This window comes from Rhodoferax sp. ZS1R8 (assembly GCF_056521325.1).
In genome coordinates, this window is sequence record NZ_JBWMBA010000002.1 from 406652 (window position 1) to 421712 (window position 15061).

Here is a 15061-nt window from a genome sequence, read left to right on the forward strand (position 1 = left end):
GGTTCTCAATGTGCGAATGCGCTACGCCTTCTTGGGCGGGTTGATGGCCTTGACAGTCTTCGCCACCTTAGCCGCCTTGGCTGTAACTGGCGGTAGGTAGTTGGCCCCGGTGACAACCGACTTGCCCGTTTGGCTCTCCAATTGGTGGCGGGCCTGGGCGGCGATGCGGCCACCGCTTTTGGCTGCGGACTTGTTTTCTGCCATGCCGGTGGCATCCACACTCTGTGCGATCTGGCGGGTGGACAACTCCGCCAGGGCGGTAAAAATCAGCTCCGCCTCGCTCATGTGGTCCCGCAGGTTATGGCTGGTCAGGCCCTTCATGTCCTTGTGTTTTGCCACGCTCACACCAGCCCATTCCTGGTGAATGATGTTGGTCAGGATGGCGAATTCGCTACCTTTCTTGATGTCGTGCTCGCTCCAGTAGTCGGTGAGCTTGTTGCGGGTCTCTTGCCCGGTCATGCGCTGCTGTATCCACTTGTCGCTGCGGCCGTGCTGCTGCCAGGTCTGACGGGCGCGGTCCAGCGACAGGGCCGGGTCGGCCATCTCCTGCATGCGCTCATAACCCACCTTGGCCAGCCAGAGCTTGATGGGTTCGGCCTTGGGGCTGGGGATGGATTGCACCAGACGCAGCAGGGTTTCGGCGGTGGCGCAATCGGTCTCGCGCTTCTTGCCGTCCGGTGCAGTCAATTTCAACCTTACGATTTTCTCGTAAGGTTGCTCAGAACCCGCCTCTTGGGCCAACTTGCGCTTCAAATCAGACCAGTACCGATTGGCATAGGTGCTGTCAGTCAGCACCTGCACCACATCAACCACGGAGAACCACCAGGATTCCGTGTCTTCGTCGTACACGCGGCGGATAGATTGGCCGTCGAATTCGGTGGGCAAGATTTTCATGCTCGCTCCAATCAGCAGCGCCGGGTCAAGGTCACGCCGGGTGCGGGCTGGACGGATTGCCCAACTGACAGGCTTTGGCCATCAAACGCCACGGAATACGCATCAAAGTTGCGGGCCACTTCGCCTTCTGTTTTGGGTGCCACCTTGAGTCGGTCAAACAAAGCGTGGGCCGGGGCGTTACCCAGTTCGCTGTCGTGCTTGAACACATACAGCCCGCGCGTAGACATTTCGCCGCGTGCGGCAGAACGGTCGTGCTCGAACATTTGTGCCAGCGCCTGAAACACCAGTTCCAGGTCGTCGTCACCAAATCCAGTTTGCTTAGCTAAAAAGGACGACACAAAACCGTGGGCCACATACACGCCATAGGGCACGGTGTGCTTGCGGCCCATGGTGCGGTTGTCGCCCTGCTGCTTTTCTGCTTCGGCTTCGGTGGCAACCGCCATGCGGGTGATGGAGTGCTCCAGCGCTACGATGGGTTCCACCGAGCGAGCAAAGGTTAGCTGCACTGGACCGCGCACTTGGCCGCAGTTCACACCCGTGGACATGACCGCGCCAAAGGTGCGCACGTCAAAGAAGTTCTGGCACATCCATTTGCGGGCCTGGCCCACCTCATCGGCGCTGCCTTTGCGTTTTTCTTTGACGGGCTTTTTCTTCTTTGCGTCAATTGCTATAATTTCAGTAGCATCTTCCGCAGATTCCTCGGGGGCTGCAGCCAGATTTAATGCCGAATAGGCACGCTGGTTCTGGTGGTTCAGGATGGCTTTTTCACGCACATAGATTTCAAAGCGCTTTTCGCCGTCCACAGGTTCCCGCTCGTCCTGCTCTTTGACCAGCCCCACAAAATTGCGCACCTTGCGTTTGAGCGATACATCGGTCACCAGTCCATGGCCGGATTCCGCGTCCAGACGCGGCATGTTGCCTGCATCGGGGTCACCATTGGGGTTGCCGTCCTTCACATCAAAAATGAGAACAAAGTCGAAGCGGTTGGCGAGTTGTTTGGTAGTGGTCATACAGTTTCTCCTTCGGTGGGGGATGGTGTTGGGGATGGCGTACTGGAATCGTCGGTTACTTTCGGCGGGCGGTCTTGGCGCTGGTGGTAGTAGCCCAGCGCGAAACGGCCTTGATCCGGCAAGGAAAGCTGTCTTGGGATGTCGGGAAGGTCACTCAATATTTCTCCAATCAACTTTTCAAACCACTCTTTTTGACCCCAAGGTAATTTCTTCAAGTGAGCAACTTTCAGCTTGTCCAAAGTTGGGAAAACGATGCCGGGTGAACTCGCCATCGCACCGTAGTATTTGTCTCGAATGGTCGAGTTCAGCTTTCCCCCACCGTCTGCGGCATACTCTTGGATGCGTTCAAGGACGGCAAAAAGACGACCCAAAAGGTATCCGGGATTGGTATTTGTGCGATCAAGCATGGGTAAAAACTCCTTTTGAATTAAGTGGTCCGGTGCTGAAAGATTTGCTTTGCGTATCTGTCGATTGAGACAGGCCTTAATCACTGCCGCTCGGACGTATGGGACGTTCTGAGCTTGTGTTCCTTGCTGTGTTTTCTTCGCTTGTTCTGCACGGCAACGCCCTACCGCCGCGTTAAACCATAATGCCGGATACGGCGTGTTTTCGCCCTCAAAAATGGCATCCACAATCGCACCACCCAAATTCGGCGGAAGGCGGTCAATGTCGCCAAAAGGTTGACTATTGGTAGCCAGACAGACCGTTTGAAGCAATCGTTTCAAACTTGGATATTGCGGGTCATACGAACCACGCGCCAGCGACAGGTCTTCAAAGTGCTGGGCGATGCGCTGGCCCAACTCGCGCAGTGTCACGCAGTGGAAGAAGCGGATGCTGATGCGCGCCGCGTTGGGGGCCAGACCCAAGACATAAAAGCGCATGTTTTCATCAGAAGTTCCCCATTTGCCGCTGTACACCGCATCCAGCAGAGTCTGCACGGCGTTCGTGCTGCGGTCTGGGTCGTCTTTGGGAGGGTCGCCAAAAATGTCGGCGGCTGCCGTCTCAAAGTCCGAATCGCACTCGGCCCAAAACACGGTGGACGCATCCCCCACCTGAACGCGCTGGGGCGAGTCCCTGCGCAGCAAATGGTTCAGCGCGGTGGTGTAGGCAAAAGCGGCAGGCTTCCCAACTGGAAAAATGAAACCCTGATCCTTGCCATATGAAGAGTAGGCTTGCGCTTCCTTTGAATTAGCTGCAGCAAGTGCGGTTGGCTTTGAACAGACCCGATAGATTTTTGGATGTAATCGTGCAGTTTCTACGAATTCACCAGTAACAAGACACATGGCTGACTTTGGTGCAACGACAACAACATCAGCATCTTCATCTGCAGTAGCGCTCGTCGAAACAATATCTTGTACCCATTTTTCATGAGGAATTGGTTCGATCTCATCCACAAGCCGAAACGTTATGTTCGCGCCAGCGATCTTTACCATTTCGACGGCATCAGGCCTAGCAAACACTTTTTTATATTCGCCATTCGCATAAAACCTTGATATCGAAGTCAGCCCCTTCGATTCTGGATACTTCAACAGCATTGATTCAATGCGCGCAACGAATGCACCAAGTTGCTTTGTCGCCTTCTCATATGAATCTGTTGGGTCAATGTCCCCGTTTGGTTTTCGCTTCGGCTCTCCCAAAACAAATCCGTAGTGATCCCAAAGTAGATTTGGCTGGGCCCAAGCATTTTTTCCAGAGCGAATCTCCGACTGGGGAACCAGAATTTGGCCGCCGCGTGGATTGTCTTGATCAGCGCGAGATACAACGCTAACCACTTGACCATCAGGATCAAGAACAATAAAGAACGGTATCGCCTTTATTTCCCATCCTGGTGGTGAGAGTTGCGCGCGGCGGTAGTAGTCGTTCAGGGCTTGCAAAATCATCCGCGTGCCTCCTCAAACGGGGGAACCTGCACCATACCTTTGTCAAGCTTGGCCTTAAAAAAGCGCGGTTGCGGGTCGGCGGGGTGGGTGAAGTCCAGGTCATGCAGCATCCAGCCCAGCTCACGGGTGTCACCAATGGGTGTTGCGGGCGGCGTTTCAGCCGTGACCAGCGAGAAGGCCGCAGCAAACTCGCGGCAGCCCAAATATGGCTGGTTCACACATTGGCCTTTGCTGGCGCGGCGGGTGAACATCTCGGTGTATTTCATCAACGGCTCGGCGCTGCCCGGAGCCAGCGACAAATCGGCATGGATGCGGTATGCGACGTCGCGCAAGAAGTAGCCTGCACGCTGCTGGCGTTCGTCTTCGATGTACAGGCCTAGCGTGCCGCTACCAGCGGTCATGGCTTGCTGCACATTGCGCGTGGACACCACGGCGCTGACTTCATTGCGCCTCAAGTTGATCCAGCGAATGGGCTTGAGCACGTCAATGCGATGTACCCGCCATCGGATGGCGGGCTTCCACAGTACGGATTCAAACACGGCGCGGGCCGCAGAAGGGGTCATCACGTCGTAAGAGACGCGCTCCACCTTCATCTCCGGGCGGGTAAAGCAGGCGAATGGGCCTGAGACTTCGAGGCAAAAACTGGGCATGGTTTTCCTTCAAACAGCAAAGCCACCGGGGTTGTAAACATCATCATCCGGCTTCAGACCGAGCATGGGGTCATAAAGATTTTCTGCATTCACCTGAACGTAAAGTCCTGGCATGGGCAGCGTCAAACTGCCTTGTGCCAGCATTTTGTCCGCCACCCGTTTGTGGATGCTGACGGTATAGCGTTGTAGCTTGCGCATCAGCCAGCGCTGCGGGCCTTCTGCTGCCAATATTCCGAGCAGCTTTTCAATCTCGTCACCTTGCTCTGCGTAGCGCACCACCACGGTGGCGCTGTCTTGATCGTCAATCAGCCGGAACGCTTCGGCGGCGGTGCGGAATTGCACACTCAAGGTTTTGCGGTCATTGATGGTGAGCTTCTTGACAACTTCTTTTGCATCCAAATCCACCGAGTGGTAGAACTCTTTGAAGTACCGATCAAACAAGGTACGAGCCAGCGGGTCGTGCGCTTGGCCGTGAAGGGTTGAGATGCATGCATCAGCTCCTTTGCGTAAATGGCCCAGCGGTGGCCGCTCAGGCGGTACAAACACCACCACACGGCCCTTGCCATCCATGCGCCCTTCGCGGTTGCAGCGGCCAGCGGCTTGGGCGATGGAGTCCAGTCCGGCCAGGGCGCGGTAAACCACCGGGAAGTCAATATCTACCCCCGCTTCTACCAACTGGGTGCTGACCACGCGCAGGGGCCGCTGGTCGCGCCCCTCGCGTTTGGCTTTCAGGCGCGCTTTGATGTGGGTGATGACATCTTTGCGGTGTGCGCCACACATCAAGGCCGACAAGTGCAAGGTGTCGGCAGGCATCAGGCGTTGTAATTCACGGGCAGCCTTGCGGGTGTTGACAATGGCCAGCACGCAGTCCTCGGCGCCGAGTTGCGCCGCGATGTCGGCCCAGGCGGTGGGGGTTGTCCAGTCGGGCGGTAAAGCCACGTCTACGCGCTTGAGGGCGTCGAACAGGGCATCGGGGTTGTCGATGATCTCGCGCACATTTCCCAGACCCCGCAAGTTTTTACTGGCATCGAAATACGTTGTGCTGTTGAGTGCGGGCTGGGTGGCGGTGCACAACACCACGGTCACGCCGTAGTGCGCCACTAGCAAATTGAGAACATCCAGAATCGGCTGCAAAAAGGCGGGCGGCAATTGCTGCGCTTCGTCCAGAACGATGACGCTGCCCACCAGGTTGTGCAGCTTGCGGCAGCGCGAGGTTTTAGCCGCGAACAGTGACTCGAACAACTGCACATTGGTCGTCACAACCAGCGGCGCGTCCCAGTTTTCGCAGGCCAGGCGGCTGCGGGCGGTTTCGTCCTTCTCCGCTGCATCGGCCTGACTATGGTGTTCGATCAGCACCTCACCCCCCAAAGCCTTGAACACATCGCGGAAAACATCTGTTGTTTGCTCAATGATGCTTGTGTAGGGAATGGCGTAGATGACGCGGCGCTTGTGATGGGCTTGGGCGTGCTCCAGTGCAAACGCGAGGCTGGAGAGGGTTTTTCCGCCACCGGTGGGTACGGTGAGCGAGAAGAAACCCGCAGGCAACGCGGCCTTGGCGCGGCACTGACGCAGGATGTCGGCACGCAAGGTGTTGACTGGTGTGTCAGCCACCGGCAAGGCTGCCATGTGGGCGTCAAAAGCCAAGCGCAATTGTTCGAGCGAGGGGAAGCCTTCGCGGCGGGCTGGCTTGCCTGCATCAAAGTGCGCTTCAGTGTCCAGAAAATCGGCATCCACCAGGCAAGAGAACAGCATGCGAACCCACAGGGAAAAACCGCTGGCACCACCGGGAATCTGTGCCACCAAATCGCCATGCACCAGTATGTTGGCAGGGGGACTGGCTTCCAAGGCTTCTTTCAACTCCAACCGGGAGTCGTCGCTTAGCAGGCGTTCTTTCAGCCCGCCATCCCAATCGTCCAGACCCGCATGGTGGCCCGCAATCAGGTAGGCGAGGATGCTGCCGTAGGGGCGGTTCGGTTGGTTCAATTGCTGCATGGCCCATAGCGCGCCAGCGGCAGAGTGGGTTTTTTCGCGTCCACTCACTTTGCCCTCAATGTGGGCATCCGGGTTGTCCGCTAACCCCACGTAACGCTGAAATCCTGGTCGGTATTTGCCGAGGTCATGCCATAAACCCGCCAAATAGGCCCAGCGCTGGTTGGTTGCAGCGGCATCGAACGTTTGAGAAAAACCGGCAGCCATTTCCGCTACCGACATCAGATGATCCGTCAACAAGTGCCCGCCCGAGTGAGCTAGTGGTTCAGACACGATAGATTTCCTCCCGTGAACTATTTTGATTTTTTTGTAGCTTACTCTTTCAACGGCTCACCAGATGAATCTCTTCAGTAGACTCCACAAATATTTCCTGCTCGTAGTTTCACGATCCCGTTCACCGCCCTGCGCAGACTGGGCGGTGTCAAACGCTCACATTTGCGCCCTAGGATTGATTTGTCCACAGGCCTTTACGGTCAAGGCTTCGGACATCCAGATGCATGTTTTGGCCAAAGTGAACCGGCCCCATCTATGGCCTTTGCCAAGCTGCTAAGGTAGCGCCATGACTATTTCATTTTGGACACTGGGTTGGCGCACCCTGTGGCGGGATCTGCGGTCCGGCGATTTGCGCCTGTTGATCGTGGCCGTTACGCTGGCTGTCGCGGCGCTGACTGCGGTGGGGTTCTTCGCAGACCGGCTCAAAGGCGGACTCCAGCGTGACGCGCGCCAACTGCTGGGCGGCGATGCGGTCATCTCCAGCGACAACCCCACACCGGCGAACTTCGTGGCCAAGGCGCGCGAACTGGGCCTGACTCTGGTGTCCACCGTCGGCTTCCCCACCATGGCCCGCGCGCCCGATGCGCAGGGCGGGGCGGCCAAGTTAGTCGCGCTTAAGGTGGTGGAGCCCGGCTACCCATTACGGGGCGCCTTGCGTGTGGCAAGCGGCCCCGATGTGGCAGACGCACCCACGCGCGCCATTCCCCTGCCGGGCCAGGCCTGGGTAGAGGCCTCCTTGCTCGAATCCCTGGGCCTGAAGATGGGCGACACCTTGCTGCTGGGCGATGCTCAGTTGAAGATTCACACCGTCATCGTCGTCGAGCCGGACCGCGGCGCAGGCTTCATGAATTTCGCACCCCGCGTGATGATCAACACGCAAGACGTTGCCGCCACCAAGCTGATCCAGCCCGCCAGCCGCCTGACCTACCGCATGGCCGTGGCGGGTGAAGACAAACCGGTACAAAGTTTCGTGGCCTGGGCCGATGCCCAAGTCAAGCAGGCCAGCGCCAACGGCCTGCGCGGCGTGCGGGTCGAATCGCTGCAAGGCGGCCGCCCCGAGATGAGCCAGACGCTGGACCGTGCCGATAAATTTTTGAGCCTGGTCGCGCTGCTGGCGGCTCTGCTGAGCGCCGTGGCCGTTGCCCTGTCGGCCCGCGCCTTTGCCGCCAACCACCTGGACGATTGCGCCATGCTGCGCGTGCTGGGCCTGCGCCAGCGCACCATCGCCGCGGCGTATGCATTCGAGTTCGCGCTGGTGGGCATGTTCGCCAGCGCTCTGGGTGTGCTGGTGGGCTACGGCGTGCACTACCTGTTTGTGGCGCTGCTGGCCGGGCTGGTGGATGCGGCCTTGCCTGCCGCCACTATCTGGCCGGTGCTGCTGGGCGTGGGCATGGGCCTGACCTTGTTGTTCGCTTTTGGCCTGCCGCCGGTGCTGCAACTGGCCCAAGTGCCGCCGCTGCGCGTGATCCGTCGTGATGTGGGCAATCTGCGCCCGGCATCCATCGGTGTGCTGGCCGTGGGCGTGCTGGGCTTTGCGGCGCTGCTGCTGGCGGCCAGCAGTGATCTGAAGCTGGGGCTGATTGCCGTCGGTGGCTTTGGCGGCGCGGTGCTGGTGTTCGCCGCACTGAGCTGGGTGGCCGTCAAAATTTTGCGCCGCAGCGTTAATGAAACCACGGCGCCGCGCTGGCTCGTGCTGGCCACGCGCCAAGTATCGGCCCGCCCTGCCTACACCGTGGTGCAAGTCAGCGCGCTAGCCGTGGGTCTGCTGGCGCTGGTGCTGCTGGTGTTGTTGCGCACCGACCTGATCGGCAGCTGGCGCAAGGCTACGCCACCGGACGCGCCCAATCGCTTTGTCATCAACGTGATGCCGGATCAGTCCGACGGCTTCCAGAAAATGCTCAAGGACGCGGGCGTCAGCCGCTTTGACTGGTACCCGATGATCCGCGGCCGACTGGTTGCCATCAATGGCCGCACCGTGACGCCCGATGACTACGAGGAAGACCGCGCCAAGCGCCTGGTGGACCGCGAATTCAACGTGTCCTTCAACGCCCAGTTGCCGCAAAAGAACGAGGTAACAGGTGGCAAATGGACTGCCGAAGAAGCCGGCGCCATCAGCATGGAAGAGGGCATCGCCACCACACTCAGGCTCAAGCTGGGCGACGTGCTGCGTTTTGACATGGGCGGGCAGCAGACCGAATCGAAAGTCACGTCGCTGCGCAAGGTGGACTGGGGCTCCATGCGCGCCAACTTCTTCGCCATGTACCCGGTCAGCCAGATGGAGAACGTGCCCGCCACTTACATGGGCGCGTTCAAAGCACCGGCCACCAAGGGCTTCGACAACGCGCTGGTACACCAATTCCCCAACGTGACCAATGTGGACATGACCACCACGATTGCCCAGGTGCAGCGCGTGCTGGACCAGGTGATACGCGCCGTTGAGTTTCTGTTTGGCTTCACGCTTGCGGCGGGCCTGGTCGTGCTGTTCGCGGCTGTCACCGCCACGCGCGAGGAGCGCGCCCGCGAATACGCCATCATGCGCGCTGTCGGTGCCAAGGGCAGCCTGCTGCGCCAGGTGCAGCGTGCCGAGCTGGCCGGCGTGGGCCTGCTGGCCGGCGTGCTGGCGTCGCTGGTAGCGGCAGGGGTGGGCTGGGCGCTTGCGCGCTTTGTGTTCGAGTTCGAATGGACGGTGTCGCTATGGGTACCCTTGTTGGGTGGCCTGGCCGGCGCGGTGCTGGCGCTGGCTGCCGGCTGGTGGGGGCTGCGCGAGGTGCTGAACCGCCCGGTGGTGGAGACACTGCGCCGCGCTGCGACCTGAGGCCTCTGAAGACCGCTATTGTTTTGCTAGCGGCTTACGCACGTTGCGCGAGGGCTACAGCCCGATTGGCCATAAATAACCTGGGTGAACGCCGCAGTGGTGTAAACGGCTGAGCTGGGTTATCCTGATCGCCAGGGAAACTTTGTAGAGGCAAAAAGAAGAAATGGCGCAAGTTCGTATGTCCGAACGAAAGGCATCGGGTTAGGCAATGAAGAGAGCCGCGTTGTCGATACGTTCCCATTTGCTATTGCTGGTACTGGCGCTGGCGATACCGCTTGTGGCGGCTCTGGGACTCGAGATTGTTGCGCAGATGCAGCTGGCGGTGATCAATACTAAGAGCTCTCTGCGCTCACTGGCCAAGACCATGGCCAGCAACACCGGGGGCAAGATCGCCCATGCCAGCCAAGTGCTGGAGCGGTTGGCCATGCGCCCTCTAGTGCAGGCGATGGACCCGGCGCATTGTGATCCGGTATTGGCCGATCTGGTGCTCCTGAACCCTGATTACGTGAACGCGGTCTACACCAACCTGGACGGCTTGGTGGTGTGCTCGGCCGTACCACAGCCCGGCGGCAAGCTGGTCAATATCGGCAGTACGTCGTGGTTCAAAAAGTTTCTGAAGAACCGCAGTTTCACGGTGGGCGAGCCTTTCTTCGGGCCCATCACGGGCAAATGGGTATCGGTGCTGGTTGCTCCCATCTGGAACGCGCAGCACGAGATGGTGGGTTCGGTGCAGCTACCGTTCGACCTCAAGGCCTTTGATCCCAATATCCCGTCCGATGACCTGCCACAGGGCAGCCGCTACGGCTTCTTTCGCGACGACGGTGTCATGGTCTGGCGCAATCTTGACCCCGAAGGCGTCATTGGCACGCGGCCCAATGCCGAGGCGGCCCGCCGTATTGTGGAAGTGCACGACGGTGAATTTGAGAGCCTGGCTATCGATGGTGTGACGCGCTATTTTTCCGTGGTCCCCATGCCTGAGGTTGGTTGGGTCGCCTTTGTCGGCGTGCCGGCGACCGAGGTGTATGCGGCGGCCAAGCGGCGCGCTGTGGCCACCGCGGCCGTCGCTCTTGTGGCATTTATGGCGCTGGTGTTGTTGGCGCTACGGATGGCGCAGCGCATTAGCGAACCTATGGTGGAGCTGGCCAAGACGGCGCGCGCCGTGCAACGCGGCGACCGGTGGGCGCGCGCTGCCGACCTGGGCCCGCGCGAAGTGTCCGAAGTGGCCCACGCATTCAATGCGATGACCGATGGCCTGCATGCATCGGCCCAGACGCTGGAGGCAGAGGTTGCCGAGCGCAAACTGGTGGAGGCTCAGGTGCGCGAGGTTGCCTTCCACGATCCGCTGACGCAGCTACCCAACCGCCTGCTGCTCAATGACCGCATCGACCAGGCGTTGGCCAATAGCGAGCGCAGTGGCCTGTATTGCGCGCTGATGTTCCTGGACCTGGACAACTTCAAGCCGCTGAACGATCTGCACGGCCACGAGGTGGGCGACTACCTGTTGATCGAAGTGGCTGCGCGGCTGACCAGCTGCGTGCGCCAGATCGACACGGTGGCGCGTTTCGGCGGAGATGAGTTTGTGGTCATGCTCAGCGACCTGCACACCGACTCCACCATCTCTCAAGCGCAGGCGCAGGCCGTGGCCGAAAAGCTGCGTGCCCTGCTGGCAGCGCCTTATGTACTGACCATTGCGCGCCCTGGGCAGGCCGACAAGGTGGTACAGCACCCGTGCTCGGCCAGCATTGGCGTGACGCTGTTTGCCAGGACAAGCGTGTCCCAGGTCGACATTCTCAAATCAGCCGACGCGGCGATGTATATGGCCAAGAAAGCCGGTGGCGATACCGTGTGCTTTGCCCCCAGCTGAAACCTCAACACGCGGGCGACGCACGCCGACAGCGCCAGGCGGTGGAGCTGACCCTTGCCCAACACCGCCATTGCATCCAGCCCACAATACGGGCTCACTTTTCTTTCAGGACAACACCACCATGGCCACTATTGCATTTCTGGGTACAGGACTTTTGGGCGGAGCGTTTGCCGAAGCGGCCGCCAAGCGCGGCGATACGGTCACCGCATGGAACCGCTCGGCGGACAAGGTCGCGGCGCTGGCACCATTCGGCGTGAAGGCCGCCAGTACGGCGGCCGATGCAGTGCGCGGTGCAGCACGGGTGCACATCGTGCTGAAGGACGACGCCGTGGTCGACGCGGTGATCGCCGATGCGCTGGCGGGCCTGTCTGCGGACGCCATCCTCATCGACCATACGACGACACTGCCCGAGCTGACCGCCGCGCGCGCCACACGCCTGGCTGCACAAGGCGTTGCCTACCTGCACTGCCCGGTGTTCATGGGCCCGGCGGCCGCGCGCAACGCCCAGGGATCGATGATGGTGGCCGGCCCAAAGGCTTTGTTCGAACGTGTGCAGGCTGACTTGGCCGCCATGACGATGCGGCTCGAATTCATGGGTGAGCGCAGTGATCTGGCCGCTGTCAACAAGTTGTTTGGCAATGCGATGATCATCGGCGTGTCTGCCGTCATGGCCGACATTTTGACGATGGCCCAGGCCAATGCGGTTGACCCGCAAGACGCCGTCAAGCTGCTTGGGTTGCTAGACCTGAACGGCATGGTGGCCGGGCGGGGTGTCAATATGGCCAAGGGCAATTTTGCGGCCAGCTTTGAGCTGGACATGGCCCGCAAGGACGTGCGCCTGATGCTGGAGACAGCCGGAAACCGGCCACTGGCAGCTTTGCCCGCCATTGCGTCCCGCATGGACCAGCTGATTGCAGCAGGGCACGGCACCAAGGACGCCAGCGTGCTGGGTATTGATGCCGTGACGCCCAGGGGCTGATCTAAACGCAGCGCGGCGGAATTCTAGGACCTGGCTGGCCGCGCCTCTTTGGCTGGTTTGGCGCTTTTGGCGTTCGCCAGGAATTGCCTGGCCTGCTGCGGGCTGGTCAGTTCCACCCAAATCAGGTGTTTGAACGCCGGGTCGTCACGCAGCGCCGCATACTTGCCGCGGTTCTTCGCAAACGTGCTGAAGGACCATAGCAGGATGGATTCACGCGAAAAGAATGCCTTGCGGATGGATTCCCGGTTGCCGGCCCACAGGCGCTCGCGCAACACCGTGCGCTTCAGGGTGCGCCAGATAACACGTGGAAACACAACGCCGCGGCTGAAGTTGAGCCAGACGATGTGCGTGGCCCGCGGCCACACGGCCGGGCGCGTGGCGCTGTAGTTGCCATCCACAACCCAGTGCTCGCCTTGCGTGGCCTGCACCACGCTGTCGACGAAAGCCCTGGTGGACCGGGGTGTCCAATCTGCGGACCAGTGCAGCGCGTCCAGCTCCACATGTGGCACGTCCAGAGCCTGGGCAAGGTCGCGCGCCAGCGTGGTTTTGCCGGCGCCGCTGGTGCCGACGACTACGTAGCGCATGCCGCCGGTTGGCTGCTTTCCTGGGCGACACTGATGCCGAAGCTGGCTTGCATGGCTTTGAAGGCGTGTGGCGCGGGCAGGGTGCCCAGCCAGGCCAGCACTGCACTTGCGCATTGCTCGGGGCTGGTTGTGGTGGTGTCCACCTGAAAGTCGTATACCTTGCCGGTGTGCATGGCATTGAACTGGCCAGCCGCCAGGCCCGCTTCGCGGTCGCCACGTGCGTGCTCGCGCCGCGACAGTTCTTCCAGATCACAGTGGACGCCCACCAGGAGTACGGGCAGCGAATCCAAGTCTTCCAGCAGGTAGCGCCAGTCCTCGCGATGCCGCAGCACGGTATCAAAGACCACGTCGACTCCGTGGCGTGCGAATTCGGACAGCGCAGCGTGCATGGCGCGACACAAGGCTGCATGTTTGAGAGCCACCAACGCAGGATCTTGCTGGTGCCAGGCATCCCAGTAGTCGTCGGGTTCCATGCGCCGGAAGGCGTCCAGTTGCAAGTGCTGCAGGGGCGTTCCCATGCGCCCCTGCAGGGCCTGGGCCAAAGATGTCTTACCGGAGCTGGAGGTCCCGTTCAATACGATGATGTTCGCTGGTGAGGGCAGTTTGTTTCGGGGAACCGTGGGCATATCAGGATGGGATTTCATGTGGGAACCAGGTCGTATTGTCCACGCCACGGGTGTCGCTCCCTTAGCGCACCGGCTGCAGCAATACGACCAGCGCACCAGCGCCACCTTGGGCCGGTGGTGCCTGGACAAAGGCTACGACTTCGGCGCGCTGCACCAGCCAGCGGTGTACCTTGTCCTTCAACACCGGCGCCTTGCCGGGCGAGCCCAGACCCTTGCCGGTGACCACACGCACACAGCGTATGCCCTGCTTGTGTGCCTCGCGCATGAAAGTGCCCAGGGCCTCGCGTGCATCGTCCGTGCGCAGGCCATGCAGGTCGATCTGCCGCTGGATGCTCCATTTGCCGCGGCGCAGCTTGTACGTGACGTCGGGGCCTACGCCGGGGCGGCGAAAGCTCAGGCGTTCGTCGGTCTCCAAAAGCGTGGTGATGTCCACCTCGTCGCTGATGGACTCGGTGTAGGCCGCGGCCTCGTCCAGCAGGTGCTGCACCGGTGTGGGCGGGGGCGGTGCGGGTTTCAGGTTGGCAATCTTCGGCTCGGGCAGGCGTTGGACCTTGCCCACGGCTGCCTGGAACAGGCTTCTGTGCTCGCGGGCGCGCCTGGCCTCCAGCGCCTTTTGGGCAGCCAGTTGCGCTGCGCGCTGCGCCTGCGCGGCAATTTCTTTCTTGACCTGCTTTAAATCTGCCAGCGAACCCACTTTGAGCGGCTTGGCCTTGGCTGCGTTCGCAGGTGACTTGGCAGCGGTCACAACAGGCCTTTTTCGGCCATGGACAAGGCTTGGCCAGGCCCGACGATGATGTGGTCCAGTACGCGGATGTCCAGCAGCGCCAGCGCAGATTTGAGTGTCTGCGTCAGTGCTTCGTCGGCGCGCGAGGGTTGTACCGTTCCGCTCGGGTGGTTGTGCGCCAGCACCACGGCACTGGCTTGGTGGTACAGGGCGCGGACTGCCACCTCACGCGGGTACACGCTGGTCTGCGTCAACGTGCCGCGAAACAGCTCCTCCATGGCCAGCAGGCGGTTTTGGGCATCCAGAAAGACAACGGCAAAAACTTCGTAATTGCGCGCGGCCAGGTGCAACTTGAGGTAATGCTTGATGGTGTCGGGGTCGGCAAATACCGTGCGTTCTTTGAGCTGCTGGGCCATGGCGCGGCGCGCCAGCTCCAGCACGGCCACCAGCTCGGCGCGCTTGGCCGGGCCCAGGCCCTTGACCCGCTTCAAATCGTCTGCGGTGGCATGCAGCAAACCAGAAATACCGTCAAAGCCCCCGCCAGCTGTGCGTGAGGCGCTATCATTTTTACCGAGGTGCAGGAGTTCGTCGGCCATCTGCAGCACGCCCTTGCCCTGGATGCCGGTGCGCAGCAGCAGGGCCAGCAATTCGGCGTCGCTGAGCGCACCGGGGCCGCGCGCCAGCAGCTTTTCACGCGGTCGGGCGTCGGGGGGCAGGTCTTTGAGGGGCATGGTATGGGAGGGCGCGGCCAAGGGGCTTCGGCGGGTTTCTAC

General features: G+C 60.7%; 12 protein-coding genes. 3 read left to right on the top strand and 9 right to left on the bottom strand.

Annotation, left to right across the window (positions count from 1 at the left end; genetic code table 11):
- Window positions 1-21: 21 nt before the first annotated feature.
- From AC097P_RS07945 to AC097P_RS07965, 5 genes are read right to left on the bottom strand one after another with little or no spacing between them, the layout of a single operon-like run.
- Window positions 22-894, bottom strand: coding sequence for a BRO-N domain-containing protein (locus AC097P_RS07945; RefSeq protein ID WP_479609853.1), 873 nt, complete (start codon window positions 892-894; stop codon window positions 22-24).
- Between the two features lie 11 nt (window positions 895-905).
- Complete coding sequence (gene cas7c, locus AC097P_RS07950) at window positions 906-1904, bottom strand: type I-C CRISPR-associated protein Cas7/Csd2 (RefSeq protein WP_479609854.1); 999 nt, start codon at window positions 1902-1904, stop codon at window positions 906-908.
- On the bottom strand, window positions 1901-3784 hold the full coding sequence (gene cas8c, locus AC097P_RS07955) for a type I-C CRISPR-associated protein Cas8c/Csd1 (protein ID WP_479609855.1): 1884 nt from the start codon (window positions 3782-3784) through the stop codon (window positions 1901-1903). Before cas8c ends, cas7c begins: the two co-directional genes overlap by 4 nt.
- The gene (gene cas5c / locus AC097P_RS07960) at window positions 3781-4434 is read right to left on the bottom strand and encodes a type I-C CRISPR-associated protein Cas5c (protein WP_479609856.1); all 654 of its coding nucleotides are present in this window, start codon (window positions 4432-4434) and stop codon (window positions 3781-3783) included. Before cas5c ends, cas8c begins: the two co-directional genes overlap by 4 nt.
- Window positions 4435-4443: 9 nt before the next feature.
- Complete coding sequence (locus tag AC097P_RS07965) at window positions 4444-6696, bottom strand: CRISPR-associated endonuclease Cas3'' (protein ID WP_479609857.1); 2253 nt, start codon at window positions 6694-6696, stop codon at window positions 4444-4446.
- 286 nt (window positions 6697-6982) lie between these two features.
- On the opposite strand from AC097P_RS07965, the gene AC097P_RS07970 reads away from it, so the two are divergent.
- From AC097P_RS07970 to AC097P_RS07980, 3 genes are all read left to right on the top strand, one after another.
- Complete coding sequence (locus AC097P_RS07970) at window positions 6983-9511, top strand: ABC transporter permease (protein ID WP_479609858.1); 2529 nt, start codon at window positions 6983-6985, stop codon at window positions 9509-9511.
- A 223-nt stretch (window positions 9512-9734) separates the two neighbouring features.
- The gene (locus AC097P_RS07975; RefSeq protein ID WP_479609859.1) at window positions 9735-11375 is read left to right on the top strand and encodes a diguanylate cyclase domain-containing protein; all 1641 of its coding nucleotides are present in this window, start codon (window positions 9735-9737) and stop codon (window positions 11373-11375) included.
- Between the two features lie 121 nt (window positions 11376-11496).
- Window positions 11497-12354 carry an NAD(P)-dependent oxidoreductase gene (locus AC097P_RS07980; protein ID WP_479609860.1) on the top strand — a complete coding sequence of 286 codons (858 nt, stop codon included), beginning with the start codon at window positions 11497-11499 and terminating at the stop codon, window positions 12352-12354.
- A gap of 23 nt (window positions 12355-12377) precedes the next feature.
- On the opposite strand, the gene AC097P_RS07985 is transcribed toward AC097P_RS07980, so the two are convergent.
- Genes AC097P_RS07985 through radC form a run of 4 tightly spaced genes read right to left on the bottom strand, consistent with a single transcriptional unit; the run spans window position 12378 to window position 15019 of the window.
- Window positions 12378-12938: an AAA family ATPase gene (locus AC097P_RS07985; RefSeq protein ID WP_479609861.1), complete on the bottom strand. Its 561-nt coding sequence runs from the start codon at window positions 12936-12938 to the stop codon at window positions 12378-12380.
- On the bottom strand, window positions 12926-13582 hold the full coding sequence (locus tag AC097P_RS07990) for a chloramphenicol phosphotransferase CPT family protein (RefSeq protein WP_479609862.1): 657 nt from the start codon (window positions 13580-13582) through the stop codon (window positions 12926-12928). Before AC097P_RS07990 ends, AC097P_RS07985 begins: the two co-directional genes overlap by 13 nt.
- 43 nt (window positions 13583-13625) lie before the next feature.
- Window positions 13626-14309, bottom strand: coding sequence for a Smr/MutS family protein (locus AC097P_RS07995; protein WP_479609863.1), 684 nt, complete (start codon window positions 14307-14309; stop codon window positions 13626-13628).
- Complete coding sequence (gene radC, locus AC097P_RS08000) at window positions 14306-15019, bottom strand: RadC family protein (RefSeq protein ID WP_479609864.1); 714 nt, start codon at window positions 15017-15019, stop codon at window positions 14306-14308. The genes AC097P_RS07995 and radC overlap by 4 nt, the downstream gene beginning before the upstream one ends.
- Window positions 15020-15061: the final 42 nt, after the last annotated feature.

Excerpts from the sequence above, each read along its gene's own strand:
- AC097P_RS07945 (WP_479609853.1), bottom strand. The coding sequence starts at position 894 with ATGAAAATCTTGCCCACCGAATTCGACGGCCAATCTATCCGCCGCGTG.
- cas7c (WP_479609854.1), bottom strand. The coding sequence starts at position 1,904 with ATGACCACTACCAAACAACTCGCCAACCGCTTCGACTTTGTTCTCATT.
- cas8c (WP_479609855.1), bottom strand. The coding sequence starts at position 3,784 with ATGATTTTGCAAGCCCTGAACGACTACTACCGCCGCGCGCAACTCTCA.
- cas5c (WP_479609856.1), bottom strand. The coding sequence starts at position 4,434 with ATGCCCAGTTTTTGCCTCGAAGTCTCAGGCCCATTCGCCTGCTTTACC.
- AC097P_RS07970 (WP_479609858.1), top strand. The coding sequence starts at position 6,983 with ATGACTATTTCATTTTGGACACTGGGTTGGCGCACCCTGTGGCGGGAT.
- AC097P_RS07980 (WP_479609860.1), top strand. The coding sequence starts at position 11,497 with ATGGCCACTATTGCATTTCTGGGTACAGGACTTTTGGGCGGAGCGTTT.
- AC097P_RS07985 (WP_479609861.1), bottom strand. The coding sequence starts at position 12,938 with ATGCGCTACGTAGTCGTCGGCACCAGCGGCGCCGGCAAAACCACGCTG.
- AC097P_RS07990 (WP_479609862.1), bottom strand. The coding sequence starts at position 13,582 with ATGAAATCCCATCCTGATATGCCCACGGTTCCCCGAAACAAACTGCCC.
- radC (WP_479609864.1), bottom strand. The coding sequence starts at position 15,019 with ATGCCCCTCAAAGACCTGCCCCCCGACGCCCGACCGCGTGAAAAGCTG.